The 21,358-nt window shown below is 61.8% G+C and carries 20 protein-coding genes; 11 read left to right on the top strand and 9 right to left on the bottom strand.

Annotated elements, in window-relative coordinates:
• The first annotated feature begins 32 nt into the window (after positions 1-32).
• The 5 genes from nthA to ACWKWE_RS02460 all read left to right on the top strand — a co-directional run bounded on the left by nthA (position 33) and on the right by ACWKWE_RS02460 (position 3,153).
• Positions 33-656, top strand: a complete 624-nt coding sequence (nthA, locus tag ACWKWE_RS02480) for a nitrile hydratase subunit alpha (RefSeq protein ID WP_166597819.1) — start codon at positions 33-35, stop codon at positions 654-656.
• A gap of 10 nt (positions 657-666) precedes the next feature.
• Complete coding sequence (locus tag ACWKWE_RS02475) at positions 667-1,029, top strand: nitrile hydratase accessory protein (protein WP_166597818.1); 363 nt, start codon at positions 667-669, stop codon at positions 1,027-1,029.
• 11 nt (positions 1,030-1,040) lie between these two features.
• Positions 1,041-1,220 carry a CbtB domain-containing protein gene (locus tag ACWKWE_RS02470; RefSeq protein WP_166597838.1) on the top strand — a complete coding sequence of 60 codons (180 nt, stop codon included), beginning with the start codon at positions 1,041-1,043 and terminating at the stop codon, positions 1,218-1,220.
• Positions 1,221-1,241: 21 nt separating this feature from the next.
• Positions 1,242-1,985, top strand: coding sequence for a CbtA family protein (locus ACWKWE_RS02465; protein ID WP_483849504.1), 744 nt, complete (start codon positions 1,242-1,244; stop codon positions 1,983-1,985).
• 187 nt (positions 1,986-2,172) lie between these two features.
• Positions 2,173-3,153, top strand: a complete 981-nt coding sequence (locus ACWKWE_RS02460; RefSeq protein WP_483849503.1) for a GlxA family transcriptional regulator — start codon at positions 2,173-2,175, stop codon at positions 3,151-3,153.
• A 7-nt stretch (positions 3,154-3,160) separates the two neighbouring features.
• Here ACWKWE_RS02460 and ACWKWE_RS02455 read toward each other — a convergent pair whose 3' ends face one another.
• The 8 genes from ACWKWE_RS02455 to ACWKWE_RS02420 all read right to left on the bottom strand — a co-directional run bounded on the left by ACWKWE_RS02455 (position 3,161) and on the right by ACWKWE_RS02420 (position 12,563).
• Entirely contained in the window at positions 3,161-6,289 is a 3,129-nt protein-coding gene (locus ACWKWE_RS02455) for an error-prone DNA polymerase (protein WP_483849502.1), read from the bottom strand.
• Complete coding sequence (locus tag ACWKWE_RS02450) at positions 6,265-7,695, bottom strand: Y-family DNA polymerase (protein WP_483849501.1); 1,431 nt, start codon at positions 7,693-7,695, stop codon at positions 6,265-6,267. Before ACWKWE_RS02450 ends, ACWKWE_RS02455 begins: the two co-directional genes overlap by 25 nt.
• Positions 7,696-7,702: 7 nt before the next feature.
• On the bottom strand, positions 7,703-8,320 hold the full coding sequence (gene imuA / locus ACWKWE_RS02445) for a translesion DNA synthesis-associated protein ImuA (RefSeq protein WP_483849971.1): 618 nt from the start codon (positions 8,318-8,320) through the stop codon (positions 7,703-7,705).
• Positions 8,320-8,937, bottom strand: a complete 618-nt coding sequence (gene lexA, locus ACWKWE_RS02440) for a transcriptional repressor LexA (RefSeq protein WP_483849500.1) — start codon at positions 8,935-8,937, stop codon at positions 8,320-8,322. The genes imuA and lexA overlap by 1 nt, the downstream gene beginning before the upstream one ends.
• Before the next feature lie 109 nt (positions 8,938-9,046).
• Positions 9,047-9,847, bottom strand: a complete 801-nt coding sequence (locus tag ACWKWE_RS02435; RefSeq protein ID WP_483849499.1) for an isocitrate lyase/PEP mutase family protein — start codon at positions 9,845-9,847, stop codon at positions 9,047-9,049.
• A gap of 53 nt (positions 9,848-9,900) precedes the next feature.
• Positions 9,901-10,440 (bottom strand): methylated-DNA--[protein]-cysteine S-methyltransferase, encoded by a 540-nt coding sequence (locus ACWKWE_RS02430; RefSeq protein ID WP_483849498.1) that lies wholly within the window; start codon positions 10,438-10,440, stop codon positions 9,901-9,903.
• A 92-nt stretch (positions 10,441-10,532) separates the two neighbouring features.
• Positions 10,533-11,213, bottom strand: a complete 681-nt coding sequence (locus tag ACWKWE_RS02425) for a hypothetical protein (RefSeq protein ID WP_166597810.1) — start codon at positions 11,211-11,213, stop codon at positions 10,533-10,535.
• A gap of 213 nt (positions 11,214-11,426) precedes the next feature.
• On the bottom strand, positions 11,427-12,563 hold the full coding sequence (locus ACWKWE_RS02420) for an MFS transporter (RefSeq protein WP_166597809.1): 1,137 nt from the start codon (positions 12,561-12,563) through the stop codon (positions 11,427-11,429).
• Positions 12,564-12,860: 297 nt separating this feature from the next.
• On the opposite strand from ACWKWE_RS02420, the gene ACWKWE_RS02415 reads away from it, so the two are divergent.
• The 6 genes from ACWKWE_RS02415 (at position 12,861) to ACWKWE_RS02390 (ending at position 19,218) form a co-directional block, all read left to right on the top strand.
• Positions 12,861-13,847 (top strand): aliphatic sulfonate ABC transporter substrate-binding protein, encoded by a 987-nt coding sequence (locus ACWKWE_RS02415; protein ID WP_483849497.1) that lies wholly within the window; start codon positions 12,861-12,863, stop codon positions 13,845-13,847.
• Positions 13,844-14,680, top strand: coding sequence for an ABC transporter permease (locus tag ACWKWE_RS02410; RefSeq protein ID WP_483849496.1), 837 nt, complete (start codon positions 13,844-13,846; stop codon positions 14,678-14,680). The genes ACWKWE_RS02415 and ACWKWE_RS02410 overlap by 4 nt, the downstream gene beginning before the upstream one ends.
• 292 nt (positions 14,681-14,972) lie before the next feature.
• On the top strand, positions 14,973-15,956 hold the full coding sequence (locus tag ACWKWE_RS02405; RefSeq protein ID WP_483849970.1) for a LacI family DNA-binding transcriptional regulator: 984 nt from the start codon (positions 14,973-14,975) through the stop codon (positions 15,954-15,956).
• Positions 15,957-16,060: 104 nt separating this feature from the next.
• On the top strand, positions 16,061-16,861 hold the full coding sequence (locus ACWKWE_RS02400) for a sugar phosphate isomerase/epimerase family protein (protein WP_483849495.1): 801 nt from the start codon (positions 16,061-16,063) through the stop codon (positions 16,859-16,861).
• Complete coding sequence (locus ACWKWE_RS02395; RefSeq protein WP_166597805.1) at positions 16,854-17,831, top strand: sugar kinase; 978 nt, start codon at positions 16,854-16,856, stop codon at positions 17,829-17,831. The genes ACWKWE_RS02400 and ACWKWE_RS02395 overlap by 8 nt, the downstream gene beginning before the upstream one ends.
• A 70-nt stretch (positions 17,832-17,901) precedes the next feature.
• Positions 17,902-19,218, top strand: coding sequence for an MFS transporter (locus ACWKWE_RS02390; RefSeq protein ID WP_483849494.1), 1,317 nt, complete (start codon positions 17,902-17,904; stop codon positions 19,216-19,218).
• A gap of 59 nt (positions 19,219-19,277) precedes the next feature.
• Here ACWKWE_RS02390 and ACWKWE_RS02385 read toward each other — a convergent pair whose 3' ends face one another.
• Positions 19,278-20,903, bottom strand: coding sequence for a methyl-accepting chemotaxis protein (locus ACWKWE_RS02385; RefSeq protein ID WP_483849493.1), 1,626 nt, complete (start codon positions 20,901-20,903; stop codon positions 19,278-19,280).
• Positions 20,904-21,358: the final 455 nt, after the last annotated feature.

Here is a 21,358-nt window from a genome sequence, read left to right as displayed (position 1 = left end):
CACGTTTGACGAACCCATTGCGGAGCATTTCCATGAGCCAACTCTTCGACTATGAACAACAACGGGAAGCCGAAAGCGCGGCCAAGGTCCGGGCACTCGAAGCCTTGCTGATTGAAAAAGGCGTGATTGGCAGCGACTCGGTGGACGCGGTTCTGGCCCACTTCGAAACCGTCGCAGGCCCCTTCAACGGCGCGAAAATCGTCGCCCGCGCCTGGGTTGACCCTGAGTACAAGGCACGCCTGCTGGCCGACACGCCCGCCGCCATCGCCGAGCTGAACCTGGCCCAGGGCATGGACGGCGCCGAGGGCGAGCACATGCTGGCCGTTGCCAATGGCCCCGGCGTGCACAACCTGATCATCTGCACCCTGTGTTCCTGCTACCCGTGGCCGATCCTCGGCCTGCCACCCTACTGGTACAAAGACCCTGTGTTTCGGGCCCGAGGCGTGCGCGAACCCCGCGCCGTGCTGCGCGAATTCGGCGTGCCGGTGAGCGCAGACACCCACGTCGAAGTCTGGGACAGCAGCGCGCAGATCCGCTGGTTCGTGGTGCCCGAGCGCCCGGCGAACTCCGATCACCTGAGCGAAGCACAACTGGCCGCGCTGGTGACACCGGAAGCCATGATGGGCGTGGCCCTGGTGGAATTGCCCGCCGCCTGAGGAGGCCGCCATGTTTACGCGTTTCGAAGAGTTCGCCGCCAACAGCATGCTCGGCCACAAGGACTCGCCACCCCGGGCACAAGGCCGGTTGCAGTTCACCCAGGAATGGCAGCGCAGCCTGTACGGGCTAGCGCTGGCATTGTCCAAGGCCGGTCATTTCGAGTGGGAAGCCTTCCGCCAGCAACTGATTGGCTCGATCTCGACGTGGGAGCAATTGCCCTGTGACCACCAGCCCCCGTGGGATTACTACGAGCGCTATCTGGAAGCCCTGATCAAGGTGTTGCAAGCGCATTCGCTGCTGGACACCGATGAGCTGTACAGCCGCTTGAACACACTCAAAACCGACAACACTGAAACGAGGACTGCCCCATGAGCAGCAACCCAATGAGCAGCACCGCCCTGACGCATGCCCCGTCCGCCACACGCAGCCATCGCCTGCTGGTCACCTTCGGTTCGATCCTGATGGGCCTGTCGCTGGTGTACTTCGCCGGGTTTTCGCACCTGGACCTGGTCCACAACGCCGCCCACGACACCCGCCACAGCTCGGGTTTCCCCTGCCACTGATCCATTGCGGAGCACACGCGCATGTTCAAACGCATCCTCACCACGGCCTGCTACACCGGCGCCCTCGCCGCGCTGTTGCTGACCCTGCTGCAAAGCCTGTGGATCACGCCCTTGATTTTGCAGGCCGAAGTCTACGAAAACGCCGAATCGGTTCATGAGCAAGCCCATGAACAGTTGGCGGCTCACGACCACGGCGCCGCTGCCCATGCGCACGAGCACGATGCCGAGGCCTGGACACCGGAGGACGGCTGGCAGCGCACGCTGTCCACGTTCGGGGGTGATCTGGTGGTCGCGATTGGCTTCGCCATGCTGCTCAGCGCGCTGTACAACCTGCGTGAACCGGCCAAGGCCTGGCACGGCGTGCTCTGGGGGTTGGCGGGGTATGCGACGTTCTGTCTGGCTCCCGCGGCAGGATTGCCACCGGAATTGCCGGGCACCGTGGCCGCCGAGCTGACCTCACGCCAGGACTGGTGGGGCGCGACGGCGCTGGCCACAGCCGTCGGGCTGGCGTTGATCGTCTTTGGCAAACACTGGGCATGGCGACTCGTGGCGGTGTTGCTGATTGCGGCGCCGCATCTTTACGGCGCACCGCAACCCGCCGAGCACCATGCACTGGCACCGGATGACCTGCAGGCGCAGTTTCGCGTGGCGTCCTTGCTGGTCAACGGTGTGTTCTGGATGGCGCTGGGCGGGCTCAGCGGGTGGTGGTTCCAGCGGCAAGTACCGGGGGCGGAAGACATGAGTGCCGTAGCGGCCGTGAGGTAGCCCGGGAATTGCATGCATCATGTAAAGCCTCGATGGTGTGGCCGATCCCCGTCCTTTAGCAGTCCGGCTTGCCAGCGGTAGCGATCTTCAGAACGCCACCGCCGGCAAGCCGGGCTGCTACAGGCGACCGTGAAAATGCCGACCCTCCGGGCCGCGACAGGCGATCTCAATCTTCAAAGGAAACCCTATGCGCAAAATCAGCGTGGGTATGGTGCTGTTCCCCGGCTTTCAACTGCTGGACATCGCCGGTCCCAAAGACGCCTTCGCTCAGGTCAAGGTCTTGAGCGAAGGGGCTTGTGAATACGAAATGCTGACCGTCGGCACCACCCGCAGCCCGTTGCTGTCGTCCAGCGGGCTGACGGTGATCCCGGACCGAACGATTTTTGACCCCTGCCCGCACTTCGACACGGTCATCGTTCCGGGCGGACTGGGGATTTTCGATGTCTACGCAGACTCGACCCTCGGAGACTGGCTCAAGGTCCAGGAAAAACGCTGCCGCCGTCTGGCCGCGATCTGCAACGGGGTGTTCGCTTTCGGTGCGGCGGGCCTGATCGACCGCAAGTCGGTCACCACCCACTGGATGGACGCGGCGCACCTCAGTGAGCTATTTCCTTCGGCCCACGTCGACCCTGACCACATCCACGTCAAGGACGGCACGATCTACACCACCGCGGGTGTCACGGCGGGGATCGACCTGTCGCTATTGATGATCGAGGAAGACTTCGGCAAACGCATGGCCATCGACGTCGCCAAATACCTGGTGGTGTATTTGCGTCGGGCCGGTGGGCAATCGCAATTCAGCCCGTTGCTCGACATTCAGGGAGGCGTCGACTCCCAGGTCGAGGCGATTCAGGATTACATGCTCGCGCACTTGCACATCGATCACAGCCTGGCCTCCCTGGCCGAACGGGTGCACATGAGCCCGCGCAATCTGTCGCGACTGTTCACCAAGGAAACCAGCACCCCGCCCATGGCCTTTCTCGCCGATGCACGGATCGACGCCGTGCGCCGCTATCTCGAAACCACCGAACAATCCATGAAGGAAATCGCCCGTCGCTGTGGCTTCGACAACGCCGACAGCCTGCGTCGGGTGTTCGTCAAGCGGCTGGCCATCAGCCCGGTGGAGTATCGCCAGCGGTTTCACTCCGAAGCCATGAACGCCTCGTAGCGGTCGATCACTTGAAATCGCGACTGCGCACGTCCAGCCCGGTCAGCAGCGGGGTCAGGTCGAAGAGCCGTTGGGCAATGACGTGACGGACCCCCTTCTGATACTCGAACTTGCCAAACACCTGCATCAACTGCGAACCCACCAACACCTTGCGCTGACGTTCGGCCAAGTCGCGCCAGACCACCACATTGATCATGCCGTGTTCGTCTTCCAGGGTGACGAAGGTCACGCCGCTGGCCGTGCCCGGTCGCTGTCGGCCCACCACCAACCCGGCGACACTGAATTGCCGTCCGTGCTCTTCATCGAGCAAGTCCTTCGAGCTGCGAAACCGTTTGGCGGCCAGTTTGTTGCGCAGCAGCGACAGCGGGTGCGGCCCCAGCGTCGTGCCGAGGGTGTTGTAATCGGCCATCAGGTCTTGGGCCACGCTCGGCAAGGGCAGTGCGACTTGAGCTTCCTCGGCAAAACAGTCATCGCCGAACAACGGACGTTTCACCTCGACCCCCGCCATTTCCCAACGTGCGCGATGACGATGCCCTACCAGACCGCGCAAGGCCCCGGAATCCGCCAGCGCCGCCCGCGCGCGGTTGTCCAGATCGGCACGCACGCAGAGGTCTGTGACGTCATTGAACTCGCGCACCGAGCGCGCCTGCTCGATGCGCCGGGCGTCTTCCTCGCGGAAACCACGAATCATCCGCAGGCCCATGCGGATCGCCAGGTCCTGGGAGTAGTCGCGGCCTTCCACCGGCTCTAGCGAGCAGTCCCAATCGCTGTAGCGGATGTCCACCGGGTGCACGTCGATGTGGTGGCGACGGGCGTCCTGTAGCAGTTGGTCGGGGCTGTAAAAACCCATCGGCCAGCTGTTGATCAGGGCGCAGGTGAAGGCAGCGGGCTCGTGGCATTTGAGCCAGCAACTGGCGTAGGTCAACAAGGCGAAGCTGGCGGCATGGGACTCGGGAAAGCCGTAGCTGCCGAAGCCTTTGATTTGTTCGAAGATGCGATCGATGAAGTCCTTCGTGTACCCCTTCTCGGTCATCCGCTGGCTGAGACGGGCATAGTGAGGCTCAAGTCCGCCGTGGCGTTTCCATGCGGCCATTGAGCGGCGCAACTGATCGGCTTCACCGGCCGTGTAGTCTGCCGCGACAATGGCCAGTTGCATGACCTGTTCCTGAAACAGCGGCACGCCGAGGGTGCGCTCGAACACGGCTTTCAGTTCCTCCGAAGGATAGGTCACCGGCTCTTCTTTGTTTCTCCGACGCAAGTACGGGTGCACCATGTCGCCCTGAATCGGTCCCGGCCGGACAATCGCAACCTCGATCACCAGGTCGTAAAACGTCTCCGGCCTGAGCCTCGGCAGCATCGACATCTGCGCCCGGGATTCGATCTGGAACACGCCAATGGTGTCGGCGCGACTGATCATGTCGTAGGTCGGTTTATCCTCGGCGGGTATGCTCGCAATGGTCAGGTCGTAGCCGCGATAACGGGTGACCAGGTCGAACGTGCGGCGCAACGCGCTCAGCATGCCCAACGCCAGAATGTCGACCTTGAGCAGTCCTACCAGGTCCAGATCGTCCTTGTCCCATTGAATGATCGTGCGATCCGCCATCGCCGCGTTTTCCACCGGCACCAACGTTTCCAGCGGCTGCTCAGAAATGACGAAACCACCAGGGTGCTGAGACAGGTGCCGGGGAAAGCCGATCAGCTCGCCCGCCAGCGTCAGCACCCGGCGCAGCACTGGGCTGTCCGGCTCGAAGCCTGATTCTTTCAGCCGATCGGCGGGCGGCAGGTTGTCGGTCCAGCGTCCGCAGCAATCGGCCAGGGCGTTGATCTGATCGGGCGGCAGACCCAGCACGCGCGCCACGTCACGAATGGCGCCGGCGCCGTGGTAGGTGCTGGCGACGGCGGTCAACGCCGCCCGGCCCCGGCCATAACGGCGGAAGACGTATTGCAGGACTTCCTCGCGGCGTTCGTGTTCGAAGTCCACGTCGATGTCAGGCGGTTCGTTGCGCTCTTCCGAAATGAACCGGGCGAACAGCAACTGGCCCTTGCCTTTGGACGGGTCCAGCTCGGTGATACCCAAGGCGAAACACACGGTCGAATTGGCGGCCGACCCCCGGCCCTGACACAGAATGGCTTGCTGACGGGCAAACCTGACGATGTCGTGCACGGTGAGGAAATAGCTCTCGTACTGTTTATTGGCGATGATCCCCAGTTCATGTTCGATGTTTGTCCGAGCGACCGTAGGGATGCCTTCAGGCCAACGCTCACGCGCCCCCTCTTCGGTCAAGTGACGTAACCACGTCGTCGGCGTATGCCCTTTGGGCACCAACTCGCGGGGGTATTCGTACTTCAGGTCATCAAAATCGAAGGTACATCGCCGCGCGATGACCAGCGTTTCGGCCAGTAACTCCGCAGGAAAAACATCCGCCAACATCGCCCGTGGCCGCAAATGTCGCTCCCCATTGGGAAACAGCCGGTGCCCCGCCTCGGCCACGGTCGTGTGATGACGGATGGCAGTCATGGTGTCCTGCAACGCACGACGGCCTCGGGCGTGCATGTGCACATCGCCGCTGGCGACGGCAGGCAGACCGCACTGACTCGCCAGTGCCAGCAGATGCGTCAACCGCTGCTGATCGTCCGGCCCGCAATGCAACTGCACACTCAGCCAGAGGTTGTCGGTGAACAGATCGCGCAGCCATTGACCTTGCTCACGTAACGTCGCGTTTTCTTGTCCAAGGTCCGGCACCCACAGGGCGAGCAACCCGTTGAGAGGCGACTGGAAATCCTCCCGAAGCAGACAATATTCGCCCTTCTTGCTGCGCCTACGTCCTTGGGTTATCAGCCTGCACAGCGCCTGATACCCCGCAAGATTTTCGGCCAGCAAGACGATTTTCGGTCCGTTTTCGAGGGTCATCTCACTGCCGACGATCAATGGCAGGCCGCATTCCTTTGCCGCCTGCCACGCACGCACCGCCCCCGCCAGCGTGCATTCGTCGGTGATGGCCAAGGCCTCGTAGCCATGCAACTTCGCCCGCTCGAACAACTCCAGAGCACTAGAGGCCCCGCGCTGAAAACTGAAGTTGGACAGGCAATGCAGCTCGGCGTACTGGCAGCTCATGCGAACCATCCGTGCAGCCACAGGCCGCTGTCATCGCCCACGCTGCGATAGGCCCAGCCACGCAGGCCGGTGCGAGTTTCGATCAGGTAATAATCACGGCGCACATCCCCACCGTCCCACCAGCCCGACTCGATCCGTTCAGGCCCTGCCAACACCCGCGAGCCGGTGTCTGTCAGGGCTTCGGGCTCACGCAGCAGCCAACCGGGGCGAGGCACCGGGTTGAAGCCCACCGCAGGCTTGGTGTGCGAGGCGGGTTGCCATGCGCATTCGGGGCGATGGTCGGCGTGGAAGCTCAAGCCGCAGACCGCGTCATCGCCCAATCGCGCCCGCAGCCGCTCGCGCAACTGCTCCCACGGCATGCTTTGTTGAGGGCGATCATCGAACAGTTCTCGATGGGACGGCACGAAGGCCGGCAAGTCTTTGGCCGAAAGCTTGAGTGCCCGCACCGGGGACGGCACGACGATTTGCTCCAATCGCCCCCGGGCCAGTTCGAACAGCATGTTCGCTTCCCTTTCCGCGCTCAGCAGCCCCACCGGAATCAGCGTGTCCGGGGCGGTGCTGCCGACACTCGGCACATGCTCCAGATGAATGACGAAGCGTTGCACGCCGCTGTCCCGACCGCCGAGAAACAGCGCCAGATCGGCAATCATCCGCTTGAGGGGAAACAACAGCGCCTGATGGGATTCGACGTCGAAGTTCAGCTCGATGCGGGTCTCGAAAAAGTCCGGCGGCACATAGCATTCCAACGCCATCGGGCGACGCCCGGTCAGGGTATCCAGGTGTTGCAACACCGTTGCGGGAAAACGCCGCGCCAGGGTGTCGCGAGGCAAGGCCAGCACCTGCCGCAAGTGGTGCAGTCCCATGCGCCCTAACGCGGTGGCCACGTCTTGGGACAGCCCGAGGCGATTGACCGGCATCCGTTGCAGCACGTCTTGCAGCGTCTCGTTGTCGGTGACGGCCAGACCGTCGTGGGCATTGGCCAACATCCTCGCCGCCAAAGGGTTCGGTGCAACAACGATGCGATGACTGAACCCCATGGCGGTCAGCTCCTGCCGCAATCGCGCCTCGAATACCGGCCATGGGCCGAACAGTCCAAAGCTCGACTCGACTTCCATCAGCAATACGCGGGGGTATTTCAGGCTGACCTGGGAACTGAAGCGGTAGGCCCAGGCCGCAAGCAGACGGTGCCAGTGTTCGGTCTGCTTCGGGTCGTATTCGACCGTGTCGAACCCACGGCTCATGGCGTGGGCGGCGGTCAACGTCTGTCCGGGACGCAACCCCAGTCCACGGGCGGCGGCGTTCACCGTTTGCAACACACGGCGCTGAGCGGGACCGCTGATCAGGGCCAGCGGTTTATCAGGTTCGGCGCGACGACGCATGACGCCGTCCAGTGCCAGTTGCGGCAGCAGGACACAGGCCCAGAGCATGGAGACCTCAAGCGTCGGTGGTGAACGGGATGGGGGATGACGGGGCCAGCCCGCCTCGGCACTTCAGCACCCGCAACTGGCGGGGTCGAACATCGATGGCGATGCGCAGGGCGGCAGGCGAAGGGTTGGCGGCGGCTTGCTGACCACGGCAGGCGAACGCGAGGGTTTCACCCGTCTCCGCTGCCACTTGCAAACGACGCAGGGCGCGGTCATCGACCTTGCCCGGCCACGCCAGCACCGCCCCACAACTGCCAGAGCGCAAGCATTGCTCCACCGCCCACAAGGCATCGGTGTCGCTGGCCTGAATGATCGACAGCTGACGCACATCGACCCCCGCCGATTGCCAGGCCTGGGGGTATGGCACGAACGGCGGCGCGACCAGGACGATGCGTTCGCCCGCGTTGGCCAGGCGCGCCAGGGTCGGCCACAGCAGGCGCAACTCACCGCTGCCATTGGCAGGGATCAGGATTTCCGTGAGTGCCGCCGGGGGCCAGCCGCCAATGGGCAACGCAGCGTCGAGCAACGGGTGGCCTGTGGGTTGCGCCGCGACTGGCTGGACCTGCGCCCGCCCTTTCCAGACCCGACGCTCGTCCAGCAGCGCGTCAAGGCTGACCACCGCGCCCATCATTCCCGGCGCACCAGGCCGCAGAACACGCCTTCGATGGCGAAGTCCTGATCGGGACGCACGACAATCGGCGCATAGGCCGGGTTGCGGGGCAACAGACGCAATGTGTCATCGCCCCGCTCCAGCCGTTTGATTGTCACTTCGCCATCGAGTCGGGCCACGACGATCTGTCCGTCCCGAGCGTCGGCGCTTTGCAGAATACCCACGAGATCGCCGTTGAAAATGCCGTCTTCGATCATCGAATCGCCATTCACCCGCAGCAGGTAATCCGGCACCCGCAGGAAGGTGCGGCTGTCGAGGGTAAAGGTGTCGGGGTTATCGAGGTCGGGGCCTATGGGCGCACCTGCGGCCACCCGACCCAGTACCGGTATTTGCAGCATTTGAACGCGGGGTGTCGCGTCGATCAGGCGAATGCCACGGGCCTGATTGGCGGTGACTTCGATAAAGCCTGCTTCGGTCAACGCCACGATATGTTTGCGCGCAACGCTGCGAGACGCGAATCCAAACGCTTCGGAGATTTCCGCCAGGCTCGGCGGTTGGCCATTGTCGGCGATGCGATCGCGGATGAACGTCAGGATGGCAGCGCGTCGGGGAGATAAGTTCGTCATGGAGTACATTTGTACTCCATAAGAGAAACATATGCCAGCGCCGTTTATCGGGGGATGAAAGGTCGATCAACCGATGAGGAGTCGAAGCGCCAGGGAATGGCGCTTCTGAGGGAAAACATTACTCAAACCACCCCTGAATCTGAGGGTAACTGAGGGTGCTGTGGGTCACCGGTTCCGAACGCCCTTCCCCGAGGAAATCACGTCCTAATTGCTCGGCCAGACTCAACACGGTGATCGCCACACTGGAACCGGCGCTCAAGCGATGCACCCCCAGTTTCGCCAAGCCTTCTGCCTCCGGCAGGCCTGGCCGGGCCAACACGTTGATCGGCAGGTTGACGCCCTGAACGATGCGCGTGATCGCATCGACATCCACCACCGCCGCAGCGAACAGCCCGTCGGCGCCGGCTTTTTCATACAACTGGCCGCGTTTGAGGGTCTCCTCGACCTTCTGGTCATCGGCCACCAGATTCGCCAGGTACACATCGGTACGGGCGTTGATGAACACGTCCAGCCCATTATTGGAGGCCATGCGTTTGATCGCTTCGATCTTGCGCGCCAGCAAGTCAGGTGCATCCGGACCGTCTTCAATGTTGATGCCCACGGCACCCACTTCCAGCACGCGCTTGACGTTTTCAGCGACCGTCTTTGGATCGTCCGAATAGCCGTGCTCGAAATCCACCGACAGCGGCACCTTGACCACCCGCGCAATGTTTGCCGCTGCATGGATGGCTGCCTCCAGCGGAAACACACGCCCGTCGGCATACCCCTGTGCCCAAGCCACGCCCGCGCTGGTGGTGGCGATAGCTTTGGCGCCGAGGCTTTCGAACAGCAGCGCACTCACGGCGTCCCAGGCATTGGGCAGGCGCAGCACGGTAGATTGGTGGTGCAGGTCACGGAACGTCTTGGCAGAGGCAGGCATGTTCAACTCCATGTGAAGGTGACGGGTAAAACACTGTTGAAGGGCGCTTGAGTCTAGAACAGCGATGCTTGGGCGGAGGCCATCTCGTCGCGGTTCTTTTTCGAGGATTTCGGCATCCCGCCTTCAAGGGTCAGCAACAGCTCTTTGGCCGCCAGGCCACCGGCAAATCCGGTGAGCGCGCCAGAACTGCCGATCACCCGATGGCACGGCGCGACGATGGAAATCGGGTTCTTGCCATTGGCCGCCCCGACCGCACGCACGGCAGCGGGGTTGCCGATTTCGATGGCGATTTGCAGGTAGCTGCGGGTCTCGCCGAACGGAATCGCCAGCAAGGCGTGCCAGACTTTTTTCTGGAAATCAGTGCCGTGAAAGTCCAGCAGCAGGTCGAAACGGTTACGCGTTCCCGCGAAATATTCCGCCAGTTGCTGTTCGGCCTGATCAAGGATTTCGCTGTGGGGGGCTTCGGTCATGGGCCCCAGCAGGACGCGATTGGGGCGGTCGTTTTCCCAAAGAATCGCGGCCAACGCCGCACCCTTGGCCACCAGTTTCAACTGGCCCACAGGAGAATCGATGAAGCGATAAGTGAAGTTCATGGAAGGCTCCTCGTCTTTCGCACTGCGCCCATAGTAACCGGGTGTGCGATGAGGACCATCCAGATCTTGCGGTCAGATTCTCGACAGGAACTTCACGTCGGGCACCCCACCGCGCCGTCATTCAGGTTCTGCTTGTAGTTCTCATACTGCAACGTCGCCTTGCCGTTGTTCCACTTCAGGGTCAGCACCAGGACGGAGTCAAAGTCGTCGCCCATCCAGTCCTTGACGAGTTTGAGGTCCTGGCCGGAGGCCTCTTCGGCGACTTTGTTGATCAGTTCGGGCAGGTAGCCGTGGGACCAGGCGGTGTAGATGGTGGCGTCGTGGTATTTATCGCGCATCAGCTCGTCGGCGAGGTCGCTGGTGTCGTTGGCGGCGAAGTCGATGTTGATGGGCAACCCGAGCTTGATCGCGCTCGGGCCGACGGTCATCAAAGGGCGCAAGTAGCTATAGGAATGATCGCCTGCGCCTTCTTCAACGTGACGGCTGGGGTTGGCGGCGAAGATGAAGTCCGCTTTGCCGAAGGTATCCGGCAATACGGTAGAGAGGTCGATGGCGCGGTTCAGGCCCTGGCAGTTCAACTGGCCGAGGCCCATGTCAGGCTTTTCCGCGTGGCGCAGGAACACCAGCGTCTGCGTGCCGTTCTTCGGTTCCGCATGCACGCCCCTGCCGACGGTAAACCAGAACACCGCCGAGCAGATCAGCAGGATCGGCAGCAAGAAATAGGCGATGCGTTGCAGGGCTGTCGAAGTAACCGGGGTTTTGAAAAAGGTCATGATGGCCTGGGTTCTTGTGATGCGTGAAGGGCTGAGCGCCCTGAGCAACGTCCCTGTGAACTGGCATTTCGCTAGCGACTGCAGGCTAACGAAGCTTTATGTCCGTATGAAGAATGACCATGAGATAGGAAATGACCTCAGAGGTTGCATGCAAGCCTCTGATTTACCGGACTAATCGCTGAACGGTATGTAATAGGATGTTTCGAAAGCCCTTCAGGCAGGTACTTCGCGAACCCGATAGCGACTGCACACCACGGCGCTGACCACCACCGCCAACCCCGCCAGGCTGTAGACCCAGGACGGCGAGGCGATGGGCAGCACCACCCCGGCCAGCAAAGGCCCGACGCCCGCACCGACGTCACGCCAGACCGCATTTCCGGCCAGTGCCTGGACGCGCCCTACCCCCGGATTGCGCTCGGCCACCAGCGTGGTGACCAGCGGCAATTGCAGCGCACGCAGGATCAGCACGCCGCCCGCGCCGATGATCAGCCAGTGAAAGCCGAAGGCCGTCAACGCCAGGGTCGTCAGCGCCGAGAACACCACCAGCATGCGCACCGCCCCGTAGCTCGCGGCGGCGCGACCACCTAAAGGACTCAGGAGCATTTCCGAGACGTAACGCAACGCCAGCAGCACCCCGGCGATGAACACTGCGTTGCCACCCAGCACCGATTGCGCCTGCAACGACAGGCCGAAGATAAACAGCCCGTCCAGCGCGACGCCTTCGATGAAGGACCACATGGCCACGCTGTCCGGCGCCTTGAAGCGACGCCCGTTGGCGGTCGGCATCGCATGGGGAACGCTCGGCAGCCCTCGGGCGATGAACAGGCCGATGAGGGAAAAGAAGGCGAGTATCAGAAAGATCACCCGAGGGCCGAAATACATGCTTACCAGCGCCCCCAGAGGCAGCGCGAGCATCGGGCCGATGGCGATGATCGCCCGTGAGGTGCCTGACCTGCGGGCCGCGCCGGCAGGTTCGGAGGTTGCGAGAGCTTGGGTGGACAGGTTCAACGCCGCGTACGCCAATCCCCAGCCCAACCGCAGAATCAGCAGCCACCAGAAACCGGTGATGAACGAGTTGCCCACCGCGCAGACCATCGACACCAGCGAAGCCAGGGTCAGCGCCGCCCGGTCGCCGCGCTGTGCGTAGAAGCGCACGACGTAGCCATAGCCGAAGATCCGCACCAGCCGGTTGGCCGCCAGCAGCACCCCCGCTTCGGCGAGACTGATGCCAAAGGCGTCGGCGTTCATGGGCATTAGCAGGTACAACAGGACATCGCTGGGCAGGCACAGGCTGAGAACGGTCGCCGAACGGCGTGACGCAGCATCGGCATCTCGGGCAGGGACAGACATGCGCAGAAAAGTCCTGTAACACAATTGAAAAAAGCCAGCATGCAGACCGCGCCGAAGCCTGACAACTGTTTAATGCAGATATTTCACACAGTGTTTCTCGGGCAACACCGCTTCCGCAAACTGTTGATGGAGCAACTGCGTCCACGTCCTCTTGCCCCAGTCGCCCCACGCTAGCCCGCACATGAGTTCATGGCACAGAGCCTGCATTATTCCATTTGAGCAGGCTGACTCGCGCTGACTACCGTTTTCGACATAAGCAGCCCCGTGCAGCTTCAAACCCTTCGACTGGACTTGATCATGACCGCGTTCCCTCGCCTGCCCACTTCCCTGAAACTCCTGGCCGGTGCCCTGGCACTGACCCTGCAACCCTTCGCCCAAGCCGCCGAAGCGCCGCCGGCCGAGGTGCATCTGGATTACGCCTACTACTCGCCGGTAAGCCTGGTGCTCAAACATTTCGGCTGGCTGGAGAAGGCCCTGCCGAACACCAAGGTCAGTTGGGTGTTCAGCCAGGGCAGCAACCGCTCGCTGGAATATTTGAACAGCGGCGGCGTTGATTTCGCCTCGTCGGCCAGCCTGTCCGCTGTGTTGGCCCGTGCCAACGGCAGCCCGATCAAGTCAGTCTACGTCTACAGCCGCGCCGAGTGGACCGCGCTGGTGGTACGCAAAGATTCGACGCTTAAAACCGTCGCTGACCTTAAAGGCAAGAAAATCGCCGCCACAAAAGGCACCGACCCGTACCTCTTCACCTTGCGCGCGCTGCAACAGGCGAAGCTGACCAAAGACGACGTGGAGCTGCTGCACCTGCAACACCCGGACGGCCGCATTGCGCTGGAGAAAGGCGACGTCGACGCGTGGGCGGGTCTCGATCCGCACATGGCCGCCAGCGAAATTCAGGCGGGTTCGCGCCTGCTTTATCGCAACAAGGACTTCAACAGCTACGGCGTGGTCAGCGTGACCGAGACGTACGCCAAAGAGCATCCGGAGGCGATCAAGACCGTGTTGAGCGCCTACGAGCAGGCCCGCGAATGGTCGCTGAAGAATCCGGAAGAGCTGGCGAAATTGCTGGCCACCGAATCCGGCCTGCCACTGGACGTCGCCAAGCTGCAACTGACCCGCACCGACATCAGCAGCCCGCAGTTGACCGATAAAGACGTGACCGCCTCCAAAGCCGCCGCGCCGATTCTGGTGTCGGAAGAACTGGTGCGCAAAGGCACGAATGTCGATCAGGTCATCGATCAGTTGATTGACCCGACCTTCGGCAACGCCGTCGTCGCCAAGCCATGAGCAGCTCCCAGGTCGAATCGCTGAACGCCGAAGCCGGCACACCGGTTGCACCCGCCGCGTCCACGCCCAACCGATGGCGCGGCCGCCTCAAAGGGCTGGTGGTGCCGGTGGCGATTCTGGTGCTGCTGGAAATCGTCGTTCGCATCGGCTGGGTTCACTCGTACCAGATGCCCGCGCCCAGCGAGATTTTCACCACGCTGACCGACTTGGCCAACGGCGCCTTGTGGAAACACATCAGCGCCAGCCTGCTGCGGGTGTTGAGCGGGTTCGGCATCGGCGCGGGCCTGGCCCTGCTGTTTGCAGCGTGGGTCGGATTGAGTCGGGAGGCCGAAGCCTATCTGGAACCCACGTTCGCGGGTTTGCGCTCGATCCCGAGCCTGGCGTGGGTGCCGCTGTTGCTGCTGTGGCTGGGCATCGGCGAGACCTCGAAAATCGTGCTGATCGCCATCGGCGCGTTTTTTCCGGTGTACCTCAACGGCGTGGCGGCGATTCGCGGGATTGATCGCAAACTGGTGGAAGTCGGCAAGATGTATCGGTTCAGCCAGCGGCAGATGATTCTTCACCTGTTTCTCCCCGCTGCCCTGCCCGGCCTGTTCACCGGGCTGCGCTCGGGGTTGAGCCTGGCGTGGATGTTTCTGGTGGCCGCCGAACTGATCGCCGCGACCAAGGGCTTGGGCTATCTGCTCAGCGATGGGCGCGAGACCTCACGGCCTGACATCGTGCTGGCGGCGATTATCGTGCTGGCGCTGCTGGGCAAGATCAGCGATGGCGTGTTGGCGATGCTGGAGAAGCGGTTTCTGGCGTGGCGGGATACGTTCAAGGGGAATGGCTGACTCTACATTGACTGATACGGCGTCATCGCGAGCAAGCTCACTCCTACAGGGGAACGCTTTTTAATTGTAGGAGTGAGCTTGCTCGCGATAGCGATGTACGTGGCACCATCGAGACACCAAGGACCCCAAGCACCACCTTTCATCCGATCCCGAGTTGACGACACCCCTCGCTTTGGTGTTTCCTGAAACCGGTTTCAGAGCCTCACACGCTCGACAATAAAAGCCTGCTGATAAATCCAATAAGGGTCAGGCCGTGAACAGCATTCCGACACCGACGCGTGCCCGCGTCACCATGAATGACGTCGCCGACATGGCGGGCGTTTCCAAGGCCAGCGTCTCGCGCTTCATTGGCGATGACCGGCAATTGCTGTCCGAGGCCATTGCCCGGCGCATTCAACACGCCATCGACACCCTCGGCTATCGCCCCAACCAGATGGCCCGTGGCTTGAAACGCGGCCGCACCCGCCTGATCGGCATGCTGGTGGCCGACATCCGCAACCCTTATTCCATTGCTGTCATGCACGGCGTCGAAACGGCCTGCCGCAAGCACGGTTACAGCCTGGTGGTGTGCAACACCGACCGCGACGATGAGCAGGAACGCCTGCACCTCGCGGCTCTGCGCTCGTACAACATCGAGGGTCTGATCGTGAACACCCTCGGCCATCATCTGGACGAATTGCGCGAGTTGCACACCGAATTGCCGATGGTGTTGGTGGACCGCAAAGTCGATCAACTGGACAGCGATCTGGTCGGGCTCAACAACGTCGATGCCGTCACGCAAGCGCTGGATCACCTGCACCACACCGGCTATCGCGACATCCTCATGGTCACCGAACCTCAGGACGGCACCAGTTCGCGAGTCGAGCGGGTCGACGCGTTCAAGACCGGCCTTGCCCGACGCAGCGGCTTCCGTGGCCAGGTCTGTGAAACCGGCCCTGCCCTGCGCGATCACCTGCGCGCCTTTCTCGATGATCAGGGGCACGGCCCCAAAGCCTTGTTCACCGGCAACGGCGTTGCAACCCTGAGCACGACTCGCCAGTTGCACGCATTGGGCTGCCATCTGTTCGACGACATCGGCCTGATCGCCCTCGACGAATTGGACTGGTACCCCCTCGTCGGCAGCGGCATCACCTCCCTTGCCCAACCGACCCACGACATCGGCGTGACAGCGTTCGAGTGCCTGCTTAATCGCCTGCGCGGGGACCAGGAGCCATTGCGGCTGTACGACTTTCCAGCGCAACTGATCGTGCGCGGTTCGACCCGACAGCGATCCTGACCCTCTTCTTTTATAAAGCAGGCTACCCGCCTGTCCGTTTGAAGAACTTTCTTCGAGCACCTTCGCTCGAACAAAAATGAAACCGGTTTCAGAGGACAACAATAATGAACCGATTCCCCGTTGCCATCAGCCTGGGCGCCTTCGGTGCCGACGTCGTTCGTGAACGCGGCCAAGCCAGTTTTATCCCGCTGCTGGTCGAGGCTGGCGTGACCCGCATGGAGCTTCGCGAGGAGCTGTTCACAGGCCGCGAAGACCTCGTCGCGTTGGGCGAAGCCATTCGCTCGCAAGGGCTGGAGTGTCTGTATTCGGCGCCGCTGGAGCTGTGGCTCGATGGCCAGAACGCGCCCAATCCCGAGCTGGAACCGACCCTGCAACGGGCGACGGCCTGTGGCGCGCCGTGGCTGAAAGTCTCGTTGGGCCACCTGACCGAAGACAGCGACATCGCTGCCCTGGCCGATCGCCTCGCCCGTTACGACGTGCACCTGTTGGTGGAAAATGACCAGACCCCACAAGGCGGCCGCCTGGAACCCCTTGTCCGGTTCTTCGCCCGGATCGACGCCCTGCAAATGCCCATTGGCATGACTTTCGACATCGGCAACTGGCTGTGGCAGGCGCAATCGGCCAGCGCCGCAGCGCAACAATTGGGCCGTTACGTCGAATACGTGCATTGCAAGGCGGTGTCCCGCAACACAGCCGGCAAGCTGATCGCCGTGCCGCCGCGCCAGACTGACTTGCACCTCTGGGAGCAGTTGCTCAAGCACATGCCCCTCGGCCTGCCCCGCGCGGTCGAATACCCGCTGCAAGGCGACGATCTGCTAGACGTCACCCGCACCCAGGTGGATGTCCTTGCCCAACTGGGCCAGCGCCATATGCACACGTCTTCGGAGGCCATGAGCCATGTCTGAGATCGATATCCTTTCCTTCGGCGAAACCATGACCATGCTGGTCGCCGAGCAGACCGGCGATCTGGCCGCTGTCCGCCACTTCGAAAAACGCATCGCGGGCGCCGACAGCAACGTCGCCATCGGCCTTTCGCGCCTGGGCTTCAACGTCGCCTGGCTGAGCCGGGTGGGCAATGATTCGATGGGGCGTTTCGTCATCGACAGCCTGCAACAGGAAGGCGTCGACTGCCGCCACGTCACCGTCGATCCGGCCCACCCCACGGGCTTTCAGTTCAAGTCGCTGGAGCTGGAAGGCGCCGACCCGGTGGTCGAGTATTTCCGTCGGGGCTCGGCGGCCAGTCACCTGTCCGTCAACGACATCGTTCCGGCACTGTTGAAGGCGCGGCACCTGCACGCCACGGGCATCCCGGCGGCGTTGTCGGCCACCTGCCGCGAACTCTCGCAGACGCTGATGATCCAGATGCGTGAGTCGGGTCGCAGCGTGTCGTTCGACCCCAACCTGCGGCCGTCGCTGTGGTCGAGTCAGGCCGAGATGATCCGTGAGGTCAACCACCTTGCCAGCCTTGCCGACTGGGTCATGCCCGGCCTGGCGGAAGGCGAGTTGCTGACCGGTCGCGACACCCCGGCGGACATCGCACAGTTCTATCTCGACAAGGGTGTGGAAGCGGTGGTGATCAAACTCGGCGCGAAAGGCGCCTACTACCGAACTCAACTGAATCAGGCCTTCGTGCCCGGCGTGCCGGTGGCACAGGTGATCGACACCGTGGGCGCGGGCGATGGCTTCGCGGTCGGGGTGATCAGCGCGCTGCTGGAGAACCTCGACTTCGCTAAGGCCACCGCGCGGGGCAACTGGATCGGCGCCCAGGCCGTGCAGAGCCGAGGCGACATGGAGGGCCTGCCGACTCGCGCAGCCCTGCAAGCCGCCGAATCAACAGCCGAATCAACAAACGCACCACGACGACAGACCGCGTGACACCCGTTTTACCCGAACCGCCATTCCCATCACCTGCTGCGACAAGAACAACACCCTCAGGGAGCTTGACATGGAAAAGCTACTCGACACCGTGAAACACGCAGGCCTCAAACGCCGCTGGCTGCTGATCATGCCGATCGTGTTCATCACTTACAGCCTCGCCTATCTGGACCGCGCCAACTACGGCTTCGCCGCCGCCTCGGGCATGGCCGAAGACCTGCACATCACCCCCGGCATGTCGTCGTTGCTGGGTGCGCTGTTTTTCCTCGGTTACTTCTTCTTTCAAGTGCCGGGGGCGATCTACGCGCAAAAGAAGAGCGTTAAGAAGCTGATCTTCGTCAGCCTGATTCTCTGGGGTGGCCTGGCGACCCTGACCGGCATCGTCTCCAACGCCTACATGCTGATCGGCATCCGCTTCATGCTCGGCGTGGTAGAAGCGGCGGTCATGCCCGCCATGCTGGTGTACCTCTGTTACTGGTTCACCAAGGCCGAGCGTTCACGGGCCAACACCGTGCTGATCCTCGGTAACCCGGTGACCATGCTGTGGATGTCGGTGGTGTCGGGTTATCTGGTGGCGCATTTCAGCTGGCGCTGGATGTTCATCGTCGAGGGCTTGCCTGCGGTGATCTGGGCCTTCATCTGGTGGCGCCTGGTGGACGAGCGTCCGACCCAGGCCAAGTGGCTGACCGCCGAGGAAAAGACCGAACTGCAAGCGCGTCTGGACGCTGAGCAGGTCGGCATCAAGCCTGTGAAGAACTACGCCGAAGCCTTCCGCTCGCCGAAAGTCCTGCTGCTCGCGGCGCAGTATTTCTGCTGGAGCATCGGCGTGTACGGCTTCGTGCTGTGGCTGCCGACGATCATCAAGAAAGGCATGCAGATGGACATGGTCGAGGCCGGTTGGTTGTCAGCGTTGCCTTATCTGGCGGCGGTGATCGGCATGGTCGTGGTCTCGTGGGCGTCGGACAAGACCCAGAAACGCAAACTGTTCGTCTGGCCGCCCCTGCTACTGGCTGCCATTGCGTTCTACGGCTCCTACGCGCTGGGCACTGAGCATTTCTGGTGGTCGTATTCGCTGCTGGTGATTGCCGGGGCCTGCATGTACGCGCCGTATGGCCCGTTCTTCGCCATTGTTCCGGAAATCCTCCCGGCCAACGTCGCAGGCGGCGCCATGGCCCTGATCAACAGCCTCGGAGCCCTCGGATCGTTTGCCGGTTCGTATCTGGTGGGGTATTTGAACGGCGTGACCGGCACGTTGAGCGCGTCGTACCTGTTCATGAGCGGCGCGTTGCTGGTGTCGGTGGTGCTGACGTTGCTGCTGAGGCCCGACACAACGGTAAAGCCCGTGCGTGATGAACCGACGGTTCGTCGTGCGGCAGCGCATCCATAAACCAAACGCAACCTTGTGGGAGCCGGCCTGATACGGGCCGACTCCCACAGAATGCTGCGTCAGATCACAAACCGGGTCACCATCGCTTTCAGATCCACCGCCAGACGCGACAGCTCGTGGCTGGCCGCGCTGGTCTGGTTGGCACCTGCCGCTGTCTGTGCCGCCAGATCGCGGATGTTCACCAGGTTGCGGTCCACTTCCCGCGACACTTGCGCCTGTTCTTCCGAAGCACTGGCGATGACCAGATTGCGTTCGTTGATCTGGCTGATGGCTTCGGTAATGAGTTCCAGCGCATCCCCTGCCGAACTGGCCAGACTCAAGGTGCTGCGGGTGCTGTCGGTGTTGCGTGACATCGATTGCACCGCGTCGCCGGTCCGGGACTGAATCCCGGCCACCATCTGTTCGATTTCCGTGGTCGATTGCGCCGTGCGATGGGCCAACGCCCGCACTTCGTCCGCCACCACCGCAAAGCCGCGTCCCGCCTCCCCGGCCCGCGCCGCTTCGATGGCGGCGTTGAGTGCCAGCAAGTTGGTCTGCTCGGCGATGGAACGGATCACGTCAAGCACTTTGCCGATGTCACGGCCCTGCTCCGCCAAGCCTTCGACGAGACCCGTAGTTGCCTGAATCTGCTGGGTCATGTCCTGAATCGACTTGACGGTCTCAACCACGCGATCACGGCCCTGACGCGCCGTCTGGTTCGACTGCTGGGACGCTTCAGACGTGGACACAGCATTGCGTGCCACTTCTTCCACGGCCGCTGTCATTTCATTCACCGCCGTGGCGGCCTGCTCGATCTCGTTGTTCTGCTGTTGCAGGCCGCGCGAAGACTCCTCGGTGACCGCACTCAGCTCTTCCGCCGCCGACGCCAGCTGGGTGGCCGAGCCTGAGATCAATTCAATGGTTTTGCGCAGGTTCTGCTGCATGGTGCCCAGCGCTTTCAACAGCTGCGCCGGTTCGTCCTTGCCGTCAATCTCGATCGGACGGGTCAAGTCGCCACCGGCAATCTCTTCAGCCACTCGAACCGCTCTGGACAGCGGGTTAACGATACTTTTGGTCAACAGCCAGGCGAGCAGAACGGTCAATAACACCGCTGCCACCGAGACGGAAATAATCCCGACAATGGCACCTTCATACTGTTCTTTTGACACCACTGCGGCTGCAGCAGCCCCCGCTTTATTGATGGCGATAAGTTGGTTGATCTGCACCCCCATCAAATCCGTAGCGTCTTTCATGCGCGTGTTGATCAAGTTGCGCATGTCTTCGATTTTTTCTTGGCGCGACAGCTCTAGCACTTGGCTTTGAACGTCCAGAAAAGTAGCCAGCGTCGCTTCGAACTGGCGAAAAACTGCAGCCTCTTCACTGCCCGCTGGCAACGCTGCGTAGTTCTTTTTCGCCTCCTGCAACTTGCCGATAAGTTCAGCAATACGGCCATCGGTTTCGCGAAGCGCAGCCGGTTCACGGTTGACCAACGTGCGGAACGAGGTGATGCGCAGGCGCAGGGAGTTTTCCAGCATGTTGCCCAGGTAGCCCACGCTCGGCAGTTGGTTGGATTCCATGTCAGTCGTCGCCTGCCGGATCACGGCCATGCGGTTCAGGGAAAAAAAGCCCAGTCCGACCACCAGAACCGCAATGAATGCGAACCCCAGGAATGCGCGTGGCGCGATGTTCATGTTTCTTATCGACATGGGATGTCTCTCTTTAAAGTGCGGCGAAGTGCATCCATGCGACGATCCGGCATTCGAAACTTCACGGTCTTGACTCAAACGGTGACGGACGAAATGCTTCTTGGTGTTTTCAGTGCCCCTGATCTTCTATCGGCAGCGGGCCAACTTTTATTCAGTGATCTTTAGAATATTTTTTACACCGTGCCAGATGCGGGATCCAAAACTAGGAAGATGGCCATCATGTGTTAAACAAACTTTACATAGACACTGCTTAGGCAGTGTTTAAAGTTTTTTTGACGCCAATTTAGTTGCTCTTATTGAGGACATCACGCCTGAATAGCTCTAAAGGATGGTGTCAATAAGCCTTATACCTAAATATTTATTTAATCATGGAGAAAATGCCAAAAAGCTATAACGAAACATGAGCTGAATCAAAGAAGCGTAAAGATTCAAACGATGTAGGATTTTTTTCTCAT

This window comes from Pseudomonas salicis (assembly GCF_057128705.1).
This window is presented reverse-complemented; position numbering and strand designations above follow the sequence as displayed.